This is a genomic window from Streptomyces sp. NRRL S-244 (genome assembly GCF_000717915.1).
Classification (GTDB): Bacteria; Actinomycetota; Actinomycetes; order Streptomycetales; family Streptomycetaceae; genus Streptomyces.
The window spans coordinates 39655-62587 of the sequence record NZ_JOCX01000015.1 but is presented as its reverse complement, the minus strand read 5'-3'; the positions used below and the strand labels follow the sequence as shown (position 1 = coordinate 62587).

The window sequence follows — 22933 nt, the reverse complement described above, 5'->3', positions numbered from 1 at the left end:
GAAGCGGGCCGAAATAGCCCGTAGCAGCCCGTAGCAGCCCGTAGCAGCCCGAAGCAGGCCGGCGCGGCCGTACGGTCAGTGGCCGGCGGACTCCAGGCGGACGCGGAACACGGCTCCGCCGCCCGGCGAAGTCTCCAGTTCCAGTCCGCCGCCATGCGCCCGTACGAGCGCCGAGGCGATCGCCAGGCCGAGCCCCGCCCCACCGCCGGCCTGCCGGCTCCGGGAGGCGTCCACCCGGTAGAACCTCTCGAAGACCCGGGCCGCCTGCTCCGGCGTGAGGCCCGGACCGGAGTCGGCCACCTCGATCACCTCGCCGCCGCCCGCACTCCCCACCCCGATGCGCACCGGCGTACCCGCCGGCGTGTGCGCGACGGCGTTGCCGACCAGGTTGGCGATCACCTGGCGCAGCCGCGCCTCGTCGCCGTACACCGGTGCGGGGCCGGGCAGGCCGACGCCGCCCGGACCGGTCAGCGTCACCTCGCGCGCCGGGTCCAGCGCCCGGGTGTCGTGAAGGGCGTCCACCGCGAGGGTGCGCAGATCCATCGGGGCCAGCTCCAGCGGACGCTGCTCGTCCATCCGGACCAGGGTCAGCAGGTCCTCCACCAGACCGCTGAGCCGCACCGCCTCGCTCTCGATCCGGGCCATGGTCCGTTTCACGTCCGCCTCGTCGGCGAGCGCGCCCATCCGGTACAGCTCCGCGAAGCCCCGGATACCGGCCAGCGGCGTACGCAGTTCGTGACTGGCGTCGGCGACGAAGCGCCGCATCTGCTCCTCCGACGCCGCGCGCACCGCGAACGCCGACTCGATCTGCGCGAGCATGCCGTTGAGCGCGCTGGTCAGCCGGCCGGTCTCGGTACGCGGCGAGGCGTCCGGCATCCGGTGCGAGAGCGGGCGCCCGGCCGAGATCTCCGCCGCGGTCTCCTCGATCCGCCGCAGCGGGCGCAGCCCGGCCCGTACCGCGAACCAGCCGGCAGCGGCGAGCAGCAGCGACACCGCGACTCCGATGAGCTCGAAGGCGGTGGCCAGGTGGTCGAGGGTGGAGGAGACGTCATCCAGCGGGGCCGCCACCACGACCCCGGCGGGCAGAGCCGGATCGTCGCTGCCCACGGGCACGATCAGCACCCACCAGGTGCCGTCACCGTGGTCGCTCGGGACCTCGAACGCCCGCCCGAGCCTGGCCCGCAGCTGCGCCCCGTCCATCGCCGGCCACAGCGGGCCCGGATCCCCGGCGGCGACGGGCTCCCGGAACTGGTCGGACACCCTGCCGTCGGCGTCGGCGAACGCCACCACGTACTGGCTCGGCAGCCAGGCCCGCCCCGGCGCGCCGCCCGCCCTTCCGAGGTGCGGCTGCGGGGTGCCCTCGGCCCGGACCCGGTACGCCACCGAGTTCCCGTACCGTTCGAGCTGCTGGTCCACCCGCCCCACCAGCTGCGCGCGCACCGAACCGAGGACGACGGTGTCGCTGACGGTCAGTCCGAGCGCGACCAGCGCGATGGAGAGCAGCACGAGCCGCGAGCGCAGCGAGAGGCCCGCGAGCCGCGCCGCCATCAGGTCTGCGGGCGGCGCAGGACGTACCCGATGCCGCGCACGGTGTGGATGAGTTTGACGGAGCCGTCCGCGCCCGAGTCCACCTTGCGGCGCACGTACGAGATGTACGACTCGACGATGCTGTGGTCGCCGCCGAAGTCGTACGCCCACACGTGCTCCAGGATCTGCATCTTGGAGACGACGCGGTCGGCGTGGGTCATCAGGTACGCGAGCAGTCTGAACTCGGTGGGGGAGAGGGAGACGGGCCGGCCGCCGCGCAGCACCTGGTGGCCCACCGGGTCCAGTTCGAGGTCGCCCGCGACCAGGCGGCCCTCGCCCGTCGGGGCGCCGGTGCGGCGCAGGATCGCGCGGATCCGGGCGATCAGCTCCTCCAGGCTGAACGGCTTGGTGACGTAGTCGTCGCCGCCGGCCGTGAGTCCGCTGATCTTGTCGTCCACGCCGTCCTTCGCGGTGAGGAAGAGCACCGGCAGGTGGTCGGCCCCGGATCCGCTGCCGACCGCCTCGCGCAGACGGCGTACGACGGCGAATCCGCTGATGTCGGGCAGCATCACGTCGAGCACCACCAGGTCGGGCCGCTCCTTGGCGACCGCCGCCAGGGCGTCGGCGCCGTTCGCCGCCGAGGTGACCCGGAAGCCCACGAACCGCAGCGAGGCGGAGAGCAGCTCCCGGATGTTCGGCTCGTCGTCGACGACGAGCAGCCTCGCCTCGGGCGTGGCCGTGTCCATGGGGTCCTCCCTCTCGTGCTCAGCCCCGGCCGCCGCCCGCGCCTGCGAATCCGCCGCCGCCTGCGAATCCGCCCGCGCCGCCCTGGGCGACGGTCGTCGCGGCGACGTCGCCGGCGGGGGTCTGGCTGCCGCGCACGGTGACGGTCTGACCCGGCTGGAGGTCGGACACCTTGCCGCTCTTGGCCTGGGTGATCTGGGTGTCGGTGTCGGTGGTGACCTTGACGACGTTGCCCTGGACGTCGGTGACGTAGAGGGTGGTGCCGTCGACGAGCTTCACCGTACCGGTGGTCACTCCGGCCCCGGCGCCCGGGCCGCCCGTCGCTCCGCCGAAGCCCTGCCGCGGTCCGCTCTGGCCGCTCCCGGTCCCGGTCCCGCTCCCGGTTCCGGCTCCGGTGCGGCCCTGTCCGGTGGCGCCCTGCCCCTGGCCGGCGGCCCCGCTGCCTCCCCGGGCGGAGCCCGTACGTCCTTGGCCGCCCGCCCCGGCCGCGAAGTTCCGGCCTCCGGATCCGGCCCCGGACGAACCCTGGAGGTGGCTCTTCTCGACCAGGGCGCCCCCGGTGAAGGCGAGCCCGGCGACCACCCCGCCCGAGAGCAGCAGGGTCAGCCAGGGCAGCCGAGGCCGGGGCGGAGCGGCGAGCTCCGCCGAGATGTCCCGGGTGTCCGGCGGTTCGGAAAGGATCCCCTCGGGATCGCCGCCGGGGCCCGGCGCGACGGGGTGTTCCTGCGCGACGGGGTGTTCCACGATCAGCTCCTCCGGGAAGCGGTCCTCCCCGGCCGCCGATGCGGTGAACACCTCGGCGAACGGCGCGTACCGGTCGTCGCCGGCCTCGGGCTGCTTCTCCAGTTCGGTGCGGCGTCGTGCCATGTCAGCTTCTCCCTGTTCCCGCGTGTGCCGGCTCACTCGTGCCGCAGTGCTTCGATGGGCCGCAGGCTCGCGGCCCGGTTGGCCGGGTATCCGCCGAAGAACAGCCCGATCACCACGGCGATGGCGAAGGCGCCGACGACCGACTCCGGTATGACGACCGGCTTGATGCCGACGATGGTGAAGTGCGAGCCGATCAGCCCGGCCGCGACGCCGAGCCCGCCGCCGATCAGCGAGAGCAGGGTCGACTCGGCGAGGAACTGGCCGAGGATGACGCCCCGGGGCGCCCCGATCGCCTTGCGGATGCCGATCTCACGGGTCCGCTCCGTCACCGTGACGAGCATGATGTTGGTGATCCCGATGCCTCCGACCAGCAGGGAGATCGCGGCGACCGCGCCCAGCAGCACGGTGAACGTCTTGTTCGTCGACGCCTGCGTGGTCAGCAGCGAGGCCTGGCTGGACACCCGGAAGTCGAGGGCGGCCGGGTCCTTGATGCCGTGCCGCCCCATCAGGACGGTGGTGATCTCGCTCTGCGCCCCGGCCGTCGCCTCCGCGGACGTGGCCTCGACGAGGATCTGGCTGACCGAGCCGAAGCCGGTGAAGGCGTTCTGCACGGTGGGCAGCGGGGCGACCACCACGTCGTCCGGGTCCTGGAACCCGGTGCCGCCCTTGGCGGCGAGCACCCCGACGACGGTGAACGGCGTACCGCCGAGCACCATCTTGCGGCCGACCGGGTCGGCGGTGCCGAACAGGTCGGCGGCGGTCGTCGAGCCGATGACGGCGACCTTGCGGGACGCCAGTACGTCGTCGGCGCTGAAGTAGTCGCCCTTGGCCACCTTGCTGTTGGAGGCCTTGAAGTACGCCGGGTACGTGCCGACGACCTGGCCGACCGTGTGCGAGGTGCCCTCGTAGAGGGCGGTCTGCGAGGTGGTGACCTCGGGCGCGACCGACTCGATGTGCGGAGCCGCCGAGGGGTCGGCGAGCGCCCGCGCGTCCTCGACGGTCAGCGGCTTCGTGCCGCTTCCGTTGCCGTTGCCGGAACCAGAACCAGAACCGGAACCGGAGCGCGAGCCGCCGAATCCGCTGCCGGAGGAGACGGTCAGGGCGTTGGTGCCGAGCTTCTCGATGGAGTCCTTCACCGCCTGAGAGGAGCCGTTGCCTACGGCCAGGAGGAGGATCACCGCCGCGACACCGATCAGCACGCCCAGCATCGTCAGCGCGGAGCGCACCTTGTTCGCCGCGAGGCCGCCGAAGGCGAAGCGCAGCGTCTGGAACGGGTTCACCGCAGGCCTCCGACCACGGCGGCGTGCGCCGCCGGCTCGGACACCGCGGGAGGGGGACCGCCTACGGGCGCCTGCCGGACGTCCTCGACGATCTGCCCGTCCACCAGGCGCAGCACGCGCTTGGCGTGCCGGGCCACCTCGTCCTCGTGGGTGATCAGGACGACGGTACGGCCCGACGCGTTGAGCCGGTCCACGATGGCCAGGACCTCCTCTGTGCTGTGGCTGTCCAGATTTCCGGTCGGTTCGTCGGCGAGCAGCATCGCTGGCGCGGTGACGAGCGCGCGGGCCACGGCCACGCGCTGCTGCTGGCCGCCGGAGAGTTCGTTGGGCCGGTGGTCCAGGCGGTCGGCGAGGCCCACCAGGGTGAGTGCCGCCACCGCGCGCCGGCGCCGCTCGGCGGCCTTCACCCCGGCGTAAGCCAGCGGCAGTTCCACCTGGGCGACGGCGCTCGTGCGGGGCACCAGGTTGAAGGACTGGAAGACGAAGCCGATCTTGCGGTTGCGGACCAGCGAGAGCTGGTGCTCGTCCAGGCCGCCCACGTCGATCCCGTCGAGGAGGTAGCGGCCCGACGTGGGGACGTCCAGACAGCCGAGGATGTTCATCAGCGTCGATTTGCCCGAACCCGAGCTGCCCATGACGGCTACGAAGTCACCCTGCTCCACGAGGAGTTCGACACCGGGCTGGCGGCCCGTGGCGGGATCGCGCGGACCGCCGAGCGCACGTACGGCGGCGTCGCCGTGCCCGTACGTCTTGAGCAGCGCGCGCACCTCGATCACCGGCGGCGTCATCCGCGCCCACCCCCGCCCCCGCCGGTGCGGAAGCCGCCCCCGCCGGTCCCGCGACTGCGGGTGGCGCCCGCTCCGGCGCCACCGGGGAAGGCGCCGCCCGGGAAGCCCCCGCTGCCGGTCGAGGACACCGCGGCCAGCTGCACCTGCTCGCCCTCGGTCAGCCCGCTGAGGATCTGGTCGGTGCTGTCGCCTTCGAGGCCGACGGTGACCGGCGTCCGTACGGCGGTGCCGTCCCCCTTGACGACGGTGACGCTACGGTTCGCACCGGTCCCGGACACGGCGGCGGTCGGGACCGAGAGGGCGCCGGACGCCTCGCCGATGACGACCTGGATGCTGGCGCTGAGGCCGCTGCGCAGGTCGTCGGTGGGGCTCGTGATCGTGAGGGTGGCCGCGTACTGCACGGCGCTCCCGCCGCCGCCCGAGTTGCCGCCGCCGGAGGAGGAACCGCTGCCGGTGGGCAGGGAACTGACCGACAGGACCTGTGCGTTGAGGACCTTGCCGGTCATCGCGTTGAGGGTGACCGTGGCCGGCTGGCCCGGCTTCAGCTTGAGGGCGTCGGCCTCCGAGAAGTTCGCCGTCACCTGCATGCCGGACGGGTTGGTGAGGACCACGAACCCGGAGAGGGAGGCCGGGGAAGCAGCGCCGGAGGAGCCGGAGTTGGATCCGGAGCCGCCATTGCCGCCACCCGTGCCGCTGCCGCTGCCGCTGCCGTTCGTACCGGAGACCGTGTCGCCCACCTTCGCCGAGACGGACGCGACCGTCCCGGCGGCCGGTGCCTTCAGCACGGTTCCGTCGACGGCGCGCTGCGCGGCGTCCACGGCGTTCTGCGCCTGGGTGAGCTGGGCGCGGGCCTGGGCGACCTGCGCCGGGTCCACGGTCGGGGTCGGGGTCGGGGCCGGTGCGGAACCGCCCCGCGAGGACGAGGCGCCACCGCTCGACGCCGAACCCACCTGCCCCGCCTCGGCCTTGGTGACGTTCGCCTGGGCCGCTGTCAGCGCGGCCCGAGCCTGGGCGAGCGTCTCCGTCGCCGCGGTCGCGTCGACCTTCCCGAGCAGCTGTCCCTTGGTGACCTTGTCCCCCGGCTTGACGTCGACCTCGGTGAGCCGCCCGCCGGTGGCGAAGTTCACCCCGGCATCGCTCGGCGAGCTCAGGGACCCCGAGCCGGAAACGGTCGCGAGGACGGTGCCCTTGGTGACCGCGACGGTCCGCGCGCCGCCGCGCGCCGGACCACCGCTGTCACTGGTCACGGCCGCGTACGCGCCGCCGGCGCCCGCGAGGACCGCCACCGAGAGCACCGAGTTGATCAGGACGGCCCTGCGCCGCCGTGGGAGCACCTTCATGGGGCGGGATCCTGGCCGCCCGCACTTTGGAGGGTCTGGGAGCTTCCTGGGAGTTCCCTGGGAACGCCACGCCCGGCTGGAGCGGGCATAGCGCCCGATCCGGTGCGTACGGTGCGGGCTCCGTCCGCCCCCGGGCCGAGTCGGCCCGCGCACTGTCAGGAAACTCCCAGCGGATGCCCCGGTCGCCCCCATCTCCGTGCGGTTCAGTCGCGGTCGCCGACGCGCCCGTGCCGCCGGCGGACCGACGCCCCGAGGAGACAACGGACATGCCCTGGACCACGCCCCGGCCGACTGCCGCGCTGTCCGCCGTGGCCCTCGCGGCGTGCGGGCTGCTGCTCGCGGCCTGCTCCTCCGGCGCGGGCGCCGCACGCACGGCGGCCTCCGCCTCCGCCTCCGCCTCCGCCTCCGCGGCACCGTCACCGGACGCCAAGGCCATGGACGCGTACCGCCAGTGCCTGGCCCAGCACGGTGTCACGATGGCCCCGCGCCCGACCGGCACGCGAGGGCCGGGTGCCGGTGCCGGTGGCGGTGGCTGGGGCGGTGCGTCAGGAGGCCCCGGCCGCCGGGCGTCGGCCGACCCGCAGCGCAACGAGGCAACCCGGGCATGCGCGAATCTGCGCCCCCAGTTCAACGGGCGAAGCGGCGGCCCCGGTGGCGGCCCCGGCGGCGACGGCAGCGCCATGAAGGCGTTCACCAGCTGCCTCAAGGACCACGGCGTGGTGCTGCCCTCGGCCACCCCGAACGCGCCGGGCACGAGGGGCTTCCCCACCACCGACCCGCAGTCGGCGCAGGCCTTCGAAACCTGCAAGGCCCTGCTGCCGCAGCGCGGCCGGAACACCCCCGAGCCGGGCGTGAGCCCGTCGGCCTCCGCACAGACCTGAGCGGCGCGCCGCGGCCGGATGGCCGTGACACGCCGCTCGCGGCGGGCCGGCGGTTCACACGCTCTTCGGTGTGGCCGCCGGCCCGGTCACCCCGTCAGGGGCGGGACCGGTCAGCCGTTGCGGTGGTGGTGGCGGCGGCCGTCCCAGGAGTCGGAGTCGAGGACGTTGCCGCGGTTGTCGCGGAGCGTGGCGCTGTCGCGCTCGTCCCACACCTGCTGGTGGCGGTCCTGGTAGACGTCGTGGCGGGTGTCGCGGCCCTGGCCGGTGTGGACCTTGACGCTGGAGCGGCCGTCGAGGCGGAAGTCCCTGAACTGGTAGCGGTTGCCCTGCCGGTCGGTGAGGGTGAAGCCGCGCAGGTTGACGCTGTGGCGGCCGGTGTTCTTCACCTCGACCCACTCGCCGTTCAGGGCGCGGGCGGAGCGGTCGTTGCGACCGGGGCTGTCGTACTGGACGTCGCCGATGACGATCGAGGACTGCGTGCCCCGGTGACCGCGCCCGTGGTTGTCGGCGGCGGCCGCCGGGAGGGCGGCGGCGCCGACCAGGGCGCCTGCGGCCAGGAACGCGGAGAGGACCCGGCGGGTGGCGAGAGAAGCAGACATGGAGATGACCCCTTCAACAGACAGCGGCCCTGCCCGGCCGTGAGGGCGGGTGGGCTCCGAACAGTTCCCGGCGTCCTGCCGAGGAGGCACACTCTGGTCCCCATTCGCCACCAAACGCCACCAACGCGGGGCGTGTTGCCCAATGCAGACATACCCGTGACTCTTGCTTGTATCGGGCATCTGTCAAGGCCGTGCTGACGCGGACTGCGGGAGGGCGCGGAGCAGGCCAAGGGAGGCCTGGAGACGGAGCCTTCCCGCGTGGACGCCCGCCGCGCGTGGCGCTCTTCCCGCCTTGCGCCGAATGGGTTCAGGGTTTGTAACGGGCGTTCGGCGGGGCGTCAGAGCGACGGCAGGTTGACGGTCGGGGCCGGGCCCGGTGCCCGCTGCCTGCGGATCAGCGGGACCAGGACGGCCGCGCCCGCGAGCGAGAGCAGCGCCGCGACGCGCAGCACGCTTTCGATGGCCGGTCCGTCCGAAGCCGCCTGCTGCTCCGAGCCGCTCAGGACCTCCAGCACGGTCGCCGCCACCGCCACGGCCATCGCGCCCAGCAGGACCAGCGACGTCAGCACCAGCCCGGAGGCGGCGGCGAGACGGCTCGAGGGGACGTACGACTGGGTGGCCACGTTCGTCAGCGCCCAGCCGAGGCCGATTCCGAAGCCCACGACCGCGAAGACGGCCGTGTACAGCGGGAGCGGGTCCGTCCAGGTCAGCGCCAGCAGGCCCACGCCGCTCAGCAGCATTCCGCCCGCCATCAGGGTTTCCGGCCGCCGGTGCTGGGCGAGGTGGCCGGACCAGTAGCTGGCCGCCCCGGCGCCGACGGACAGCGCGAGGAAGACCAGCCCCGCGTCCAGCGGGGAGAGCCCGCGGACCTGCTGGAGGTAGAGCGCGGAGAGCACCGCCACCAGGCAGTACACGATGTTGGACACGGAGCCGGCCAGCGTGACCGTCACGAACGGCCCGTTGCGCAGCAGGGACAGGTCCAGCAGCGGCTCGGCGGTCCGCCGCTCGATCAGCACGAAAAGGACCAGCAGGAGCGCTCCGGCGGCGAGACACGACAGCGTCGCCGCGGAGGCCCAGCCCCAGTGGCCACCCTGGTCGATCGCGATCATGACGGCGGTGAGACCGCCCGCCACGGTGACGGCCCCGGGGAGGTCCAGGCCGTGACCGGCCTCCTCGTCGCGGGTGTCGCTGACGAACCGCAGCATCAGGAAGGCCGCGACGGCGCAGAAGGGCACGTTCAGCAGGAACACCGCCCGCCAGCTGACGTGCTCGGCGAACGCACCGCCCACGAACGGACCGAGTGCGGTGCCGATCGCGCTGAAGGCCAGCACCGTACCCACCGCGCGGCCCTGCCGGTCGTCACGGAAGTAGGCGGTGACGACCGCCACGGCCACGGGGAAGACCATCGCGGCCGTGGCCCCCTGGACCACCCGGCCCACGACCAGCCAGACCTCGTTCTGCGCGGCGGCGCACACGACGGACACCACGGCGAAGCCGACCAGGCCCCAGACGATGACGGTGCGCCGCCCGTGGACGTCGGCCGCCCTGCCGCCCGTGATCATCAGTGCGCCCAGCGTCAGCATGTAGCCGCTGACCAGCCACTGCAGATTGGTGGTCGGTGTGGAGAAGTCCCGGGCGATCACGGGCAGCATCAGGTTGAGGGCGAACCAGTCCATCTGGACGAGGAGCATCGACAGCGAGGCCGCGGCGATGACCGCCCGGTCCCGGCCCGAGAACAGCCGTCGGCGGGGCGACCCGGTTCGCACGTTGCCCACGCCCATGAACACGTCCCGTCCACAGCCCCCGGCGCCCCCTCCCACCAGCATGCGCCCGCCCGCCCCGCCGGGCACCCGGGCCGGGAAACCCCCTGGGCGTGCACCCTGGGCGGGCCCCCTAGGCCGGGGGCTCCCACAACTCGACCCGGTTGCCCTCGGGGTCGGTGACCCAGCCGAACCGGCCGACACCCTCCATGTCCTGCGTCTCCTCGGCCACGTCCGCGCCCCTGGCGCGCAGTTGCGCGAGCATCGCGTCCAGATCGCGGACCCGGAAGTTGAGCATGGTCTGCTGGGCGGGGGACCCGAAGTAGTCGGTCCCGGACTCGAACGTCGCGAACACCGTCGGCCCGGCTCCCTGCTGCCACAGGCCGTGCTCATCGGCATCCAGGCCCAGGCACTCGCGATACCAGGCGCTCAGGGCCGCCGGATCGGCCGCCCGCATGAAGTACCCGCCGATTCCCGTCACACGTTCCATGCCGCCATCTTCCCAGCACGGCCGTCGGGGCGGGCCGGCACCACACGGCGCGGCGTCGTGCCGTGTGGTGCCGCGTGGTGCCGCGTGGTGCCGCGTGGTGCCGGCCCCGCCACCGGGATCCGTCAGGGGATCAGCACGCAGTGGTTCTCGATCACCCTGCCACTGCGATCCAGGCCACCGCAGATGGCCAGCCGCGGGTACGCCCTGATCTCGCGGTTGACCACGAACCGGGCCTGCGAGACGCCGGCCCTGCTGTTCCGGTAATCGCCGACGAAGGCCCGCAGCGTCCCGGGCAGTCCGTCCCGGGTCGTGACGGTGATGTCCTGGACGTAGTCCCGCCCCTGGTAGGCGGTGGCCACGCAGATGTAGGTCCCGCACGTGGCCTTGACCTCGGCGCTCGCCGGTGCCGCGGTCACCAGCGCCATGGCGGAGGCCGCGGTCAGGGCCGCCGCCACCGTCGCCACTCGGCGCCGCGCGGGCGTCACCGTCCGGACCGTCTTCTGGCGTACGAAGTACATGGGAACCCCTCCGAGCTGCGCTGGCCGACTGCACGACGTATCCACCGTGTCACGTTCGGTTCCGCCGCGGCATGCGGCAACGGTGAACATGCGGTGAGGAGGCTGAGGATCCGCGGATACGGTATCCGCCGGCCCCGCGCGAGGAACCCGGCGCCGTGATGTGACCCAGGACACGGGAACCGCCCGCGTCCGGCAGACAAGAACCCGACGTGGACTACTCAATGCACGCCCGGATACGAGCCGGGGACCCGGAGGCCTTCCGGGAGCTCTTCCGCGACCACGCCCAGCTGGTGCACCGGCACGCCGTACGGGCGACCGGGGACCGGACGCTCGCCGAGGACGTCGTCTCGCTGACGTACCTGGAGGCCTGGCGGCTGCGCGAGAAGCTGCGGGACGAGGGCGACAGCCCGCGCCCCTGGCTGATGGGCATCGCCGTGAACGTACTGCGCAACACCACGCGCGCCGCCCGGCGCCACCAGCGCGCGCTCGGCCGACTGCCGGTCAGGGACACGGTGCCCGACTTCGCCGACGAGCTCGTGGCCCGCCTCGCCGACGCCGATCAGCTCGCCGCCGCCCAGCGCGCGCTGCGCGCACTGCGGCGCGGCGAGCGGGAGGTCTTCACCCTGTGCGTCTGGTCCGGGCTGGGCTACGCCGAGGCCGCGGCCGCGCTCGGCGTCCCGGTCGGCACCGTCCGTTCCCGCCTGTCCCGCGCCCGTACCCGGCTGCGGGGGCTCTCCGAGAAGGAGTTGGCAAGATCCGGGGAACCGCTTCCCCGCTCCGGACAAGTACAGGGCGGCCGCACTGCCGCGGCCCGGTCACAAGAGTCGCAGTCCTACGAGGAGGAATCCCGATGATCCGCAAGAAGTGGCGGCGAGACGAACCGCTGGACCACGCGGAACTGGGACGGCTGCTGCCGCCCCCGGGAAGCCCGGACCTGCCGCTCGACCGTCAGAGCCTGCTTGAGGAGCACCTGATGAACGAGATCCGGCAGACCGCCACCGCCACCGCCACGGCCCCGGCTCCGGCCGCGGACCGGCCCCCGTCCCGCCGGTCCGTACGACGGCCCCTGCTCATCGGCATCCCGGTCACCGCCGCCGCGCTCGCGGGCGTGATCGCGCTCAACGCCGCCCAGGGCCCGGCCGGCGCCGGTGCGTCCGCCCGCACCGCCGCGGTCGAGGCGCCCGTCGTGTCCATAGAGACGGGAAGCTCCGCACAACTCGCCTCCACCGTCGAGCAGATCGCCGCGGCCGCCGCCAAGACCGGCCTGCCGGACCCGGGTCCCGGCCAGTACGTCTACATCAAGAGCCAGGTCTCGTACCAGACCACGTCCGTCGACGTGGACGCCGACCGGACCGGGACCTGGGTGCAGCCGCTGCACACCCGCGAGGTGTGGAAGTCGCCCGACGGGGCGAAGGGCTGGCTCGACGAGCCCGGACAGCAGCCCAAGGGCGGCATCACCCTGGACAAGGACGCACCCCTGTCCAAGCCCGTGAACGGCCGGGACATCCCCGGAGAGGCCGTCAACTTCTCGTACGACTGGCTCAAGGCGCAGCCCGCGGACCCGGACGCCCTGCTGACGGCCATCCGCGCGGCGGGCGGCAGCGGACGCGACCGGGACCAGGAGGCCTTCGAGGAGATCGGCTCGATCATCGGCGAGCAGCTCGTACCGTCGCGCATCGCCGCGGCGCTCTACCAGGCGGCGGCCAGGATCCCGGGCGTCGTCGTCGTCCAGCATTCCCGGGACGCCGCCGGACGCGACGGGATCGCGCTGGCCCGCGTCGACGAACGGCGCGGCGCACGCACCGAGTTGGTCTTCGACCGCTCGACGTACGCGTACCTCGGCAGCCGTGGCGTACAGATCAGGCAGGAGGGCGGGACCAAGCCCGGAACGGTGGTCGAGCGGACGGCCGTCCTGGAGCGGGGCGTGGTGAACGGGCAGAAGGAGCGCCCGGCCGGCCGGCGCGCTGCCTGACTCCGGCCCACGGGGCCGAGCCGGCCCCCGGGGCCCCCGGGGCCCCCTTGTAGGCTCGCCGCCATGGACGACCGCGCCACGCCCACCCTGCTCCTGAACCCGCCCCGCACCACCACGGCGGAACTCCTCGCGCAGGCAGCGGCGTGGCGCGGCCATGACGTCGTCGCCCACGTCAGGCAGGCCGAGGGCCGCGAGACGTACTGGTATGGGGGCCCGCTCGCCGCCGACGTCCTGTCCGGCCGGCTCGGCCTCGGGCTCCTCGAACCCGCCGACGACTGGCTGGCCACGGTGGAGCATCCCCTCCTGCGGCGTTCCGTACGGCTCACGACGCTCGCCGAGGCCCGGTCCCTGCGGGAACCCGCCTTCGTCAAACCGCCCTCCGCGAAGATCGACCTGCTCCCGGCCGCGGTGTACGAGGACGGAAGCGCACTGCCGGCCGCCCTCGACGCGGCCACACCGGTCCTCGTCAGCGGCGTCGTGGAGTTCGCGGCCGAGTACAGGCTGTTCGTGCTCGACGGGGAGGTCGCCGCCGGCAGCCGCTACGCCGTGTACGGGCACCCCGATCCCGCACCACTGGACGCGCCCGCCCGGGCCTTCGCCCGCGAGGTCCTCGAAGCCACGGCCGAAGGGCTGCCCAGCGCCGTGTGCGTCGATGTCGGCCGGCTCACCGACGGCGGCTGGGCGATCGTCGAGGCCAACATGCCGTGGTTCGCGCACTGCTACGCGGCCGAGCCCGACGCGGTCCTCGACGTCGTACTCCGCGCCGCGGGCCCGCTGCCCCACGTGACCGACCGGGACCGCCCGTTCGTCCGCGCGACCAAGACCCGGCCGAAGGAGCCGGTGTACCCGGGCGTCTGCTGACGTACTCTGGGCGGGCTTTCGAACTTGTTCAAGCCGTAACAGAAAAATGGGGGGGCCGGTGCGTAGTCGCCGACTCGTGGTTTCAGCTGCCGCCATCGCGGCGAGTGTGGGTCTCATACCGGGTGTGGCGCAGGCCGACGGCCCGGGCACGGCCGGGGTTTCCGTGCCGCCGGCCGAGGTTGCCGCCGATGAGGCCGGGGCGTTCCAGAGCCCGGGCGACCGTACGGTGCGAACGGCCCTGCCGGGCAGCGAGGGGGACAAGGCCGCCGCCTCCGCCGCCGCCTCGAACCTCGAAGTCGTGATGTCGGCCGACATCACGACCGCTCGCGGCATTTCCCTGAACGTCAACCTCTACAACGGCGTGCCCGTGGCGCACGAGGTCACCATCGCCTGGGGCGACGGTACGACGGACACCATCACCATGAACGGTGGGGAAGCGCGCGGGCACAACAAGCACACCTATCCGAGGCCCGGCGACTACACGATCACCGTGACCGCCACGGACAGCGTCAACAAGGTGCAGGCCGTGAACCGGCTCGCGTTCTCGACGGCCGGTTCGTTCTTCGTCCCGCACACCCCCACCCGGCTCCTCGACACCCGGTCCGGCGTCGGCGCGGCCAAGGCCAAGGTCGGCGCCTACTCGTCGGTCTGGATGAAGGTCGCGGGCAAGGGGAAGGTCCCGGCCGGGGCCGCCGCGGTCGTCCTCAACGTCACCGTCACCAACACCACCGCCGGCGGACACGTGTCCGTCTACCCCGCGGGCAAGCAGCGGCCCGAGTCCTCGAACATGAACTACGTCGCCGGGCAGACCGTTCCGAACCAGGTGATCGTGCCGGTCGGCAAGGACGGGTACGTCGAGCTGTACAACGGCGGCTGGAACGCGGTCGACCTGATCGCGGACGTGACCGGCTACTTCGACCGTTCCGCGAACGACGGCTACACCTCGCTGAACCCGGTCCGTTTCGTCGACACCCGTGAGGGTCTCGGCGCGGCGCGCGGCCAGGTCGCCGGGCAGGGCACGTTCGGCGTGCAGATCACCGGCAAGAGCGGGATCCCCGCCGGGGTGAGCGCCGTGGCGCTGAACGTGACCGTCACCAATCCGCGGGAGGCCGGCCACCTGACGGTCTTCCCGAGCGGGCAGACGGCGCCGACCACGTCCAACCTGAACTTCACGGCCGGCCAGACGATCGCGAACTCCGTCATCGTGCCCGTCGGCGCCGACGGGAAGATCACCGTCCGCAACGGGGCCTGGGCGGGTACCGACGTCATCGTCGATGTCGTCGGCTACTACGGCGCCGGCAGCAAGGCGGCCTTCACGAGCACGACGCCCGGCATCCCGACGGGCGGCCCGTGGCGGCTCCTGGACTCGCGCCGCTGGGGCGGCGCCGGCACCTGGCCGTGTCTCGCCGGCGGCTACATGCCCATGGACATGGATTCCGGGAACCGCGACCGCCTTCCCGTCGAGGCGTACGTACTGAACGTCACCGTGACCGGCACCTCCGGTCCCGGCTTCCTCTCGGTGGCCCCCGACCCGTACGCGATGGACGCGTACCGGAACGGGAGCCCGACCCCGCCGCCGAGGCCCGTGTCCTCCACGCTGAACTGGACGGCCGGCAAGGACGTTCCGAACCTGGTCCAGGCGAAGCCGGGCCCGCACGAGGTCATCGACCTCTGGAACCAGAGCAGCCGAGAAGCCCACTACATCGTCGACTGGTTCGGCCAGTACGACGCCTACTGATCCACCGTCCCACCCGCTGCCCGCAGGCGGCCCCTGCCCCGCGTCGTACGGCAGGGGCCGCCCGCCGGCCTCAGGGGCTCGTGAGGACGACGAGCCGCTGGGTCGCCCGGGTCATCGCGACGTAGCGGTCGACCGCTCCTTCGATGCCCTCGCCGAACGCCTCCGGGTCGACGAGGACGACCAGGTCGAACTCCAGGCCCTTCGACAGCTGCGGGGTCAGCGACCGGACCCGGGACGTCGCCCGGAAGGAGGGATCGCCGATGACACAGGCGATCCCGTCGGCGTGCGCGGCGAGCCACGAGTCGAGGACGGAGTCCAGATCCGCGACGGAACCGTGCACGACGGGAATACCGCTGCCGCGGACGGAAGTCGGCACGTTGGCGTCGGGGAGTGCGGCGCGGATGACCGGCTCCGCCTGCGCCATGACCTCCTCCGGCGTCCGGTAGTTGATGCTCAGGGAAGCCACGTCGATCCGGTCGAGCCCGACCCGCTCCAGCCGCTCCCGCCACGACTCCGTGAACCCGTGCCTGGCCTGCGCCCGGTCCCCGACGATCGTGAAGCTCCGGGACGGGCAGCGCAGCAGCAGCATCTGCCACTCCGCGTCGGTCAGTTCCTGCGCCTCGTCCACGACGATGTGCGCGAACGGGCCGGCGAGCCGGTCCGGATCGGCGCCCGGCAGGGCGCTCTCGTCGATCAGGCTGTCCTGGAGGTCCCGGCCGCGCAGCATCCGCACCGCGCCCTCGCTGTCGTCGCCGGCCGAGTTGAAGTCGGCTGCCGCCAGGATGTCGTCGATGACGCCGGCCATGCGCTCGCGTTCGGCGGCGACGGCCGCGTCGTGCCGGAACTTGCGCCGGGCCGCCTCCGGGTCTCCGAGCCGCTGCCGCGCCGCGTCGAGGAGCGGCAGGTCGGACACGGTCCAGGCCTGCGCGTCCGCGCGCTGCAGCTTCCGTACGTCCTCGCGGCCGAGCCAAGGAGCGCACAGCCGCAGGTAGGCGGGAACCGACCACAGGTCTCCGACGAGGTCGGCCGCATCGAGCAGCGGCCACGCGCGGTTGAGGGTCGTGACCAGCTCCTCGTCCTGCAACAGCGCCCTGCGGAGCTGGTCGGGCGACACCTCGACCTCATCGTCGTCGAGCTTGTCCATCACGATCGTGAGCAGCCCGTCCCAGATCTGCTCGCGCGCCTCGTTGTGCGGGACGCCGGCCGCCTCTTCGAACGCCTCCGTCCAGTCGGCGGCGCTCAGCCACAGGTCGGCCCAGGGGGTGGACACCGTCATCCCCTCGGCGGGCGGCTCCTCGTAGATCCTGACGGCCTTCTCGATCGCCTTCACCATGTCCGCGGACGACTTCAGGAAGGCCACGTCGGGGTCGGTCTCGACCGGGGCTCCGGCTCCCTCGGGGAGGAGGTCGCGCACGGTGCAGGTCTGTACTCCCTCCTCGCCGAGGCTGGGGAGGACGTCGGCGACGTAGTTCAGGTACGGCTGGTGCGGACCGACGAACAGCACGCCGCCCCGACGGTGCCCGAGGCGGGGGTCGGAGTAGAGGAGGTGGGCGGTGCGGTGCAGGGCGACGACGGTCTTGCCCGTGCCCGGACCGCCGTCGACGACGAGGGCGCCGCGGGAACCCGCGCGGATGATGGCGTCCTGGTCGGCCTGGATGGTGCCGAGTACGTCGCGCATCCGGGGCGAGCGGGTGCTGCCCAGGCTGGCGATGAACGCGGACTGGTCGTCGAGCGCGGCGTGTCCTTCGAACCCGTCGGCCGTGAACACCTCGTCCCAGTAGTCGCCGATCCGGCCGCGGGTCCAGCGGTACCGGCGGCGGCTCGCCAGACCCATCGGGTCGGCGTGGGTCGCGGCGAAGAACGGCTCGGCGGCGGGGGAGCGCCAGTCGATCAGGAGCCGGCGCCCGGCGCCGTCGGTGAGGCCGAGCCGGCCGATGTAGACGGGCTCGGGGTCGTCCACGGAGACGATGCGCCCGAGGCACAGGTCCATTCCGAACCGGCGCAGGGCGCGCAGTCGGGAGGTCAGCCGGTGGATCTCGCTGTCCCGTTCCATCGCCTCCCGGCCCAGGCCGCCGGGCGCCTTGCGCAGCTCGTCGAGGCGGCCGGACAGCTCGGTGACGGCCTGTTCGAGGCTGTGGGCGAGAGCGGCGAAGTGCTGCTCGTCGCGGGCGATCAGGGTCGGGTCGGCCTTGGGGGAGAGGTGGTCGGGGAGGTCGAACGCGCTGGTGGTCTTCGTTGTCAACACAGGCACCCCGTGCATCTCCTATTTCGCTGCTTCTGGCTACGAGGAGCGATTTTGCGGTACCACGGGGGCCTTGCCGCAAGCCCCCCTGTGCGCTATAAGTTGAGAGTGGAAAGGGGTGGGTACTCCCCCTACCGCAACTCTCCCCCTCCCGAAGCGGCCGCCCAGAAGAGCTTGCGTGCGGCGGGGACGCATACATCGATCGACGCGCGCGTCCCCGCCGGCTCATCCCTGGGGACGGGCTACTTGGGGGTCACCCAGACCTGCCGCTTGTTGGTGTTCGCCGTGTAGAGCTGGACCGCGGTGCCGTTGGCGGTCGCGCCGCCGGTGACATCGAGGACCTTCCCCGAGGCGGTGTGCACGATCTGCCCCTTGGCGTTGACCGACCACCGTTGGGCGGCGGTGCCGTTGCAGTCGTGGAGCGCGATCTTGTTGCCGTTGGTGCTCAGGTTCCGGGCGTTGTCGAGGCACTTTCCGAGCGCGCGGAACGTACCGTCCTTCCCCAGGATCCAGGACTGCGCGACGGTGCCGTTGCACGTGTACAGCTGGATTTGGGTGCCGTTGTCCGCCTTGCCCCCCTTGACGTCGAGGCACTTGCCGCCGAGACCGGAGACCTTGCCCTGCGGGGAGAGCGTCGCACCGGCGCCGGCCGCGAGAAGGCGGAGCCCCTGCACGTCGAACTGCTGGACGTACGTGCCCGCCCGCTTGTCCTTGTACGCGTACGTCGGCGTGCACATGACGGGGAACTCGCCCGAGTCCGTGCCCTTGACGCAATCGCCCTTGGTCAGGCTCCGGTTCGCGTGGGTCAGGCCCAGCGTGTGCCCGATCTCGTGGCTGATGTGGTTGCGCATGATGGCTTCGCCCATGGCCGCGGTGGGCTTGCCGGCCGTGGTGAAGAACTCGTCGTCGATGTAGGCGTGGCCGCTGGTCACCGTGTCCGCGAGGGAGGAGGAGGTGAAGCCGCAGCTCAGGTTCGCGGTCCCGGATCCGTCGCGGACCACCTTCCAGCCGGTGCTGCCCATACTGCCCTCGCCCGCCGGCGGCACGCAGGGCCGGTGCAGCACGCTGATGACCACCTCGCCCCTCGGACGGACGTAGTCCCAGCCCACGGGGTGGGTGTCGACGGTGACGGGGAGGTTCGTGATGCGCTGGAGGTCGGCGGCCGTCGCCTTGATGTACGGGGCCAGCCAGTCGGCGGACTTCTGGTCGGGGAACTTGATCGTATAGCCGGTGGCCAGCCACTTGGTGGCCCCCGAGAGCTTCCATCCCTCGCCCTGCGGGGGAGTGGCCGCGGCGGCCGCGGCGGCCCGGGGGGCCGCGGCCGCGCGAGTCCCGCCGATGCTCATGACGCCGTTGCTGAAGGGGGTGTGGTCGCTGGCGGAGACGACGGCGTCGCCGTCCGCCGCGTCGGGCGCCTCGCCCTCCGGCGGCGCCGCTTCGTCCGGTGTGGCGGACGGATCGGCGGAGGCGTCGGCGGCGGCTACGGGGCCGGCGCCGGCGCCGGTGTCCTCGGTGCCGAAAGCGGCGGGGGCCAGCAGACCGCCCGCGGCGGCCACCACGGCACACGCCGCGACCAGAGGTATTCGATACTTAGCGGTGAATCCCAAGTCCTGTTGCCTTTCATCGTGTTCACTCCCGCTGCCCGCGGTGACACGCCGTCGCCACCGGCAGCCGGGACCGAACAGATGATAGGAAACGGGCCAAGGGCGGGAACTTCCGGGGGAGTTACCCGTTTCGGGCCGGTGGCCCGGCCCACTTGACGCACCGAAAGTGTGAGTGGTTAAGTACTCACATGAAGCCGGAACGCCCCCGTCAGCTGTCCACCGCCGAGGAGCGCCGGGCGACGGTGCTGCGCACCGCCATCGGCGCCTTCGCCGCCCGCGGCTACTTCGGCACCACCACGACCGAGGTCGCCAAGGCGGCGGGCATCTCGCAGGCGTACGTCTACCGGCTCTTCCCGAGCAAGGAGTCCCTGTTCGTCGCCGTCGTCGAGCACTGCTTCGTGCAGGTGCGGGCCAGTCTGGAGCGCGCGGCGGCCGAGGCGCAGGGGAGTGGTCCCGACGTGGTGCTGGCGGCCATGGGGGGCTCGTACGCCAAGCTGATCGGCGACAACGACCTGATGCTGATTCAGCTCCAGGCGCAGGCGGCCGCGGCATCCGAGCCGGCCGTGCGAGAGGTGGTGCGCCAGGGCTATGCCCGGCTGGTGGAGTACGTGCGTGGTGCCTCGGGCGGCAGCGAGCAGCAGGTCCAGGAGTTCTTCGCCCGCGGCATGCTGTGTCATCTGATCGCGTCGACGGGGGCGGACGAGGTGGATGCCCCCTGGAGCCGGACCCTGTCGGCCGGCATCAGGCACTACTGAGCCGGGCGGCCGGGCAGCCGGGCAGCCGGGCGGGCAGTCTGTCCGCCCGGCTGCGCGTCGGCGGGGCGTTCGGGTCCCGCCTTTTCTTTCGGCCCGAGTGTGAGTGGTCAACCACACATAGATGGAGTCTGTCGTGCAGAAGCATCCCGGAACCACCACCCGCCCATGGGCCGCACTCGCGGCACTGGCAGCGGCCCAGTTCACCGTCATGCTCGCCACGTCGATCGTGAACGTGGCCCTGCCCCAGATCCGGTCCGGCGTCGGCCTGTCGGACGGCGGCACGACCTGGGTGGTCAACGCCTACGGTCTCGCCTTCGGAGCACTGCTGCTGGCGGGCGGCCGCGCGGCGGACCTCCTGGGCCGCCGCCGCGTCCTGCTCGCCGGCCTCGGGCTCTTCGCGGCCGCGTCCCTGGCGGCGGGCCTCGCGACCACCCCCGCCGCCCTCATCGCCGCCCGCGCCGCGCAGGGCCTCGGCGCAGCCGCCATCGCCCCGGCCGCGCTCGCGCTGACGATGGACCTGTTTCCGGCCGGCCCCGGGCGCGGCAGGGCGCTGGGGGTGTGGGGCGCGGTCTCCGGAGCCGGCGGCGCGGCCGGGGTCCTCCTGGGCGGCGTCCTCACGCAGGCCTGGGGCTGGTCCTGGATCTTCCACGCCGTCGCCGTCGGCGCCTCCGTCGTACTGGCCGCAGTGGCAGCCTTCGTACCTCCGGCACCCGCTGCGGACGGCGGGCGGTTCGACCTGCCGGGCACCGCGGCCGTGACGCTCGCGCTGACCGCCCTCGTATGGGGCCTGACCTCCGCCCGCCGCTCCGGATGGACGGACGCCCGGGTGCTCGGGGCCTTCGCCCTCGCCGCCGTGCTCCTGGCGGTGTTCGCCCTGGTCGAACGGAGGCACCCGAATCCGCTGCTGCCACCGCGGCTGTTCACGGCGGGTGCCCGGGTCGTGGCCGGAAACGTACTCATGGCGTTGCTCGGGTCGGTGTGGATCGCCGTGTTCTTCTTCCTGCCGCTCTACCAGCAGCAGGTACTCGGATCCAGCCCGTTGATCACCGGCCTCGGCCAACTTCCGCTCGCCGCGGCCAACATGCTCGGCTCGACGCTCGCACCGCGCATCTCCCGCCGGATCGGGTCCACGGCGACCGTGACGACGGCCCTGCTCACCGAGGCCGGTGGACTGCTGTGGCTCGCGCGGATCAGCGCCCACGGCAGCTACCCCGCCGACGTACTCGGTCCGAGCCTTCTGATCGGCCTGGGCCTGAGCATCGCCTTCGTCCAGCTCACCGCCCTCTCCGTCGAGGGCGTCCCGCGCGCCGACGCGGGCCTGGCCGGGGGACTGGTGAACACCACGCGCCAGGTCGGCGGAGCGATCGGTCTTGCCGTACTGGCCACGCTCGCCGGCTCCGTCACCGCCGACGCCGCGACCCGGCAGCCTCACCTGGAGGCACTCACCGCCGGCTACCGCACCGCCTTCGGCATCGCGGCCGCGGTCCTCGCCGCGACCGCCCTCCTCGCGCCGGCCCTCGTCCGCCGCGGCGGCCCGCGAACCGGGCCGAGCAGCGTACGGGACGCCCAGGCACACCCCGGCCCACCCGCACCGACCACCACAGCGCACCACCCACTGCCCATCGCACCGCACACCGAGAAGTGAGGTTCCTGCCATGACCCGCAAGCCGTACCTGACCGGACACTACGAGCCCGCAGTCGACGAGATCACCGCCACCGAGCTCACCGTCGAGGGCAGCCTGCCCCCGGAGCTGACCGGCCGGCTGCTCCGCAGAGCGGCGGCCGCGCCGAGTGGTACCGCAACCGCTGGGTGCACACCCCCGCCCTCGACGGCGCCCCCTACATGACCGAGCACGGCCCCGACCTGACCGCCAGCACCGCCGGCACCCACGTCATCGAACACGCCGGACGCCTCCTCGCCCTGTGCGAGGCCAACTTCCCCTTCGAACTCACCCGGGACCTGGACACCGTCGGCGCCCACGACTTCAACGGCAAGCTGCGCAGCGCCATGACCGCGCACCCCAAGACCGACCCCGTCACCGGAGAGCTGCACTTCTTCGGCTCCTCGCCCGTCCCGCCGTACCTGACGTACCACGTCGCCGACGCGAAGGGCGAGATCACGCACAGCGCGGAGATCCCCGGGGCCACTGCCTCCCTCAAGCACGATTTCGCCCTCACCCGTCGGCACGTCGTCTTCATCGAAGGCACGGTCACCTTCGATCCGAACGAACACTCCGGCATCCCCTACGCCTGGAACGACGACCAGCCGGCCCGGATCGGCGTCATGCCGCGGGGCGCGGACGGCGCGGCGCACATCCGCTGGTTCTCCATCGAGCCCGGCAACATGCTCCACGCCGCCAACGCCTACGAGGACGACCAGGGCCGCATCGTCCTGGAGGGCCCCACCGTCGACCGCGAGGGCTTCCACCTCTCCTGGAATTGGTGGGTCGGTGCCCCGGGGCGTGGTGCGGAGCCCAACGCCCGCTCGTACACACGTCGTTGGGTCATCGACCTGGCGGCCGGCCGCGTCGGCGAGCAGATCATCGACGACCTGGCCGTCGAGTTCCCCACCCTCAACGAGGCGTACCTGGGCGCCGAGAACCGCTACCAGTACGCCGTCTCCTTCCCCGACCAGGACGGCCTCGGAGGGTACGGAATCGTGAAGTACGACCGCACCAGGGGGAGCCGCCGGGTCCACGAGGTCGGCGACGCCCGGCTGCCCAGTGAGGCCGTCTTCGTACCGGCCGCCGACGGCACCCGCGAGGACGACGGCTACCTGCTCACCGTGGTCTCGGACCTCAAGCAGAATTCCTCCCGGCTGCTCGTCCTCGACGCCTCGGACCTCGGCCGGGTCGCCGCGGTCCATCTGCCGCGCCGCGTCACCGCCGGCATCCACGGCTCCTGGATCCCGGACACCGCCCTCGACGCCGACAGGAGCTGACACCCCACCGCACCCGGGGGACGCGC

Annotated in this window: 20 protein-coding genes; 8 read left to right on the top strand and 12 right to left on the bottom strand. The window is 72.8% G+C overall.

Annotated elements, in window-relative coordinates:
- Positions 1-75 precede the first annotated feature (75 nt).
- Genes IF02_RS0119865 through IF02_RS0119840 form a run of 6 tightly spaced genes read right to left on the bottom strand, consistent with a single transcriptional unit; the run spans position 76 to position 6546 of the window.
- The gene (locus IF02_RS0119865) at positions 76-1548 is read right to left on the bottom strand and encodes a sensor histidine kinase (protein WP_030158803.1); all 1473 of its coding nucleotides are present in this window, start codon (positions 1546-1548) and stop codon (positions 76-78) included.
- A complete protein-coding gene (locus IF02_RS0119860) occupies positions 1548-2273 on the bottom strand; it encodes a response regulator transcription factor (RefSeq protein WP_030158801.1) in 726 nt (241 codons plus the stop codon). The genes IF02_RS0119865 and IF02_RS0119860 overlap by 1 nt, the downstream gene beginning before the upstream one ends.
- Before the next feature lie 19 nt (positions 2274-2292).
- Positions 2293-3138 carry a DUF5666 domain-containing protein gene (locus IF02_RS0119855; protein WP_051696368.1) on the bottom strand — a complete coding sequence of 282 codons (846 nt, stop codon included), beginning with the start codon at positions 3136-3138 and terminating at the stop codon, positions 2293-2295.
- A 32-nt stretch (positions 3139-3170) separates the two neighbouring features.
- A complete protein-coding gene (locus IF02_RS0119850) occupies positions 3171-4418 on the bottom strand; it encodes an ABC transporter permease (protein ID WP_030158797.1) in 1248 nt (415 codons plus the stop codon).
- On the bottom strand, positions 4415-5206 hold the full coding sequence (locus tag IF02_RS0119845) for an ABC transporter ATP-binding protein (protein WP_037836673.1): 792 nt from the start codon (positions 5204-5206) through the stop codon (positions 4415-4417). The genes IF02_RS0119850 and IF02_RS0119845 overlap by 4 nt, the downstream gene beginning before the upstream one ends.
- A complete protein-coding gene (locus IF02_RS0119840) occupies positions 5203-6546 on the bottom strand; it encodes an efflux RND transporter periplasmic adaptor subunit (RefSeq protein WP_030158793.1) in 1344 nt (447 codons plus the stop codon). The genes IF02_RS0119845 and IF02_RS0119840 overlap by 4 nt, the downstream gene beginning before the upstream one ends.
- Before the next feature lie 266 nt (positions 6547-6812).
- Here IF02_RS0119840 and IF02_RS33205 point away from each other — a divergent pair, with 266 nt between their 5' ends.
- Positions 6813-7427 (top strand): hypothetical protein, encoded by a 615-nt coding sequence (locus IF02_RS33205; RefSeq protein WP_030158791.1) that lies wholly within the window; start codon positions 6813-6815, stop codon positions 7425-7427.
- Positions 7428-7537: 110 nt separating this feature from the next.
- On the opposite strand, the gene IF02_RS0119830 is transcribed toward IF02_RS33205, so the two are convergent.
- The 4 genes from IF02_RS0119830 to IF02_RS0119815 all read right to left on the bottom strand — a co-directional run bounded on the left by IF02_RS0119830 (position 7538) and on the right by IF02_RS0119815 (position 10794).
- Entirely contained in the window at positions 7538-8026 is a 489-nt protein-coding gene (locus IF02_RS0119830) for a lamin tail domain-containing protein (RefSeq protein WP_030158789.1), read from the bottom strand.
- Positions 8027-8364: 338 nt separating this feature from the next.
- Positions 8365-9801, bottom strand: coding sequence for an MFS transporter (locus tag IF02_RS0119825; protein ID WP_158708515.1), 1437 nt, complete (start codon positions 9799-9801; stop codon positions 8365-8367).
- A gap of 118 nt (positions 9802-9919) precedes the next feature.
- Entirely contained in the window at positions 9920-10276 is a 357-nt protein-coding gene (locus tag IF02_RS0119820) for a VOC family protein (RefSeq protein WP_030158786.1), read from the bottom strand.
- A gap of 122 nt (positions 10277-10398) precedes the next feature.
- A complete protein-coding gene (locus IF02_RS0119815) occupies positions 10399-10794 on the bottom strand; it encodes a hypothetical protein (RefSeq protein WP_106977315.1) in 396 nt (131 codons plus the stop codon).
- Between the two features lie 221 nt (positions 10795-11015).
- On the opposite strand from IF02_RS0119815, the gene IF02_RS0119810 reads away from it, so the two are divergent.
- The 4 genes from IF02_RS0119810 to IF02_RS33845 all read left to right on the top strand — a co-directional run bounded on the left by IF02_RS0119810 (position 11016) and on the right by IF02_RS33845 (position 15365).
- The gene (locus tag IF02_RS0119810; protein WP_037836672.1) at positions 11016-11648 is read left to right on the top strand and encodes an RNA polymerase sigma factor; all 633 of its coding nucleotides are present in this window, start codon (positions 11016-11018) and stop codon (positions 11646-11648) included.
- On the top strand, positions 11645-12766 hold the full coding sequence (locus tag IF02_RS0119805) for a CU044_5270 family protein (RefSeq protein WP_051696366.1): 1122 nt from the start codon (positions 11645-11647) through the stop codon (positions 12764-12766). The genes IF02_RS0119810 and IF02_RS0119805 overlap by 4 nt, the downstream gene beginning before the upstream one ends.
- A 63-nt stretch (positions 12767-12829) precedes the next feature.
- Positions 12830-13627: an ATP-grasp domain-containing protein gene (locus tag IF02_RS0119800; RefSeq protein WP_030158778.1), complete on the top strand. Its 798-nt coding sequence runs from the start codon at positions 12830-12832 to the stop codon at positions 13625-13627.
- 124 nt (positions 13628-13751) lie between these two features.
- Positions 13752-15365, top strand: coding sequence for a PKD domain-containing protein (locus tag IF02_RS33845; RefSeq protein WP_078622195.1), 1614 nt, complete (start codon positions 13752-13754; stop codon positions 15363-15365).
- A gap of 70 nt (positions 15366-15435) precedes the next feature.
- On the opposite strand, the gene helR is transcribed toward IF02_RS33845, so the two are convergent.
- Together helR and IF02_RS33200 are read right to left on the bottom strand one after the other, a co-directional pair.
- On the bottom strand, positions 15436-17607 hold the full coding sequence (helR, locus tag IF02_RS0119790) for an RNA polymerase recycling motor ATPase HelR (protein WP_106977314.1): 2172 nt from the start codon (positions 17605-17607) through the stop codon (positions 15436-15438).
- Between the two features lie 242 nt (positions 17608-17849).
- Positions 17850-19214, bottom strand: a complete 1365-nt coding sequence (locus IF02_RS33200; RefSeq protein ID WP_030158772.1) for a ricin-type beta-trefoil lectin domain protein — start codon at positions 19212-19214, stop codon at positions 17850-17852.
- Positions 19215-19399: 185 nt separating this feature from the next.
- Here IF02_RS33200 and IF02_RS0119780 point away from each other — a divergent pair, with 185 nt between their 5' ends.
- The 3 genes from IF02_RS0119780 (at position 19400) to IF02_RS32490 (ending at position 22907) form a co-directional block, all read left to right on the top strand.
- Positions 19400-19966: a TetR/AcrR family transcriptional regulator gene (locus IF02_RS0119780; RefSeq protein WP_030158770.1), complete on the top strand. Its 567-nt coding sequence runs from the start codon at positions 19400-19402 to the stop codon at positions 19964-19966.
- A gap of 133 nt (positions 19967-20099) precedes the next feature.
- A complete protein-coding gene (locus tag IF02_RS0119775; protein WP_051696365.1) occupies positions 20100-21611 on the top strand; it encodes an MFS transporter in 1512 nt (503 codons plus the stop codon).
- A 165-nt stretch (positions 21612-21776) separates the two neighbouring features.
- A complete protein-coding gene (locus IF02_RS32490; RefSeq protein WP_324603774.1) occupies positions 21777-22907 on the top strand; it encodes a carotenoid oxygenase family protein in 1131 nt (376 codons plus the stop codon).
- The last annotated feature ends 26 nt before the right edge of the window (positions 22908-22933 follow it).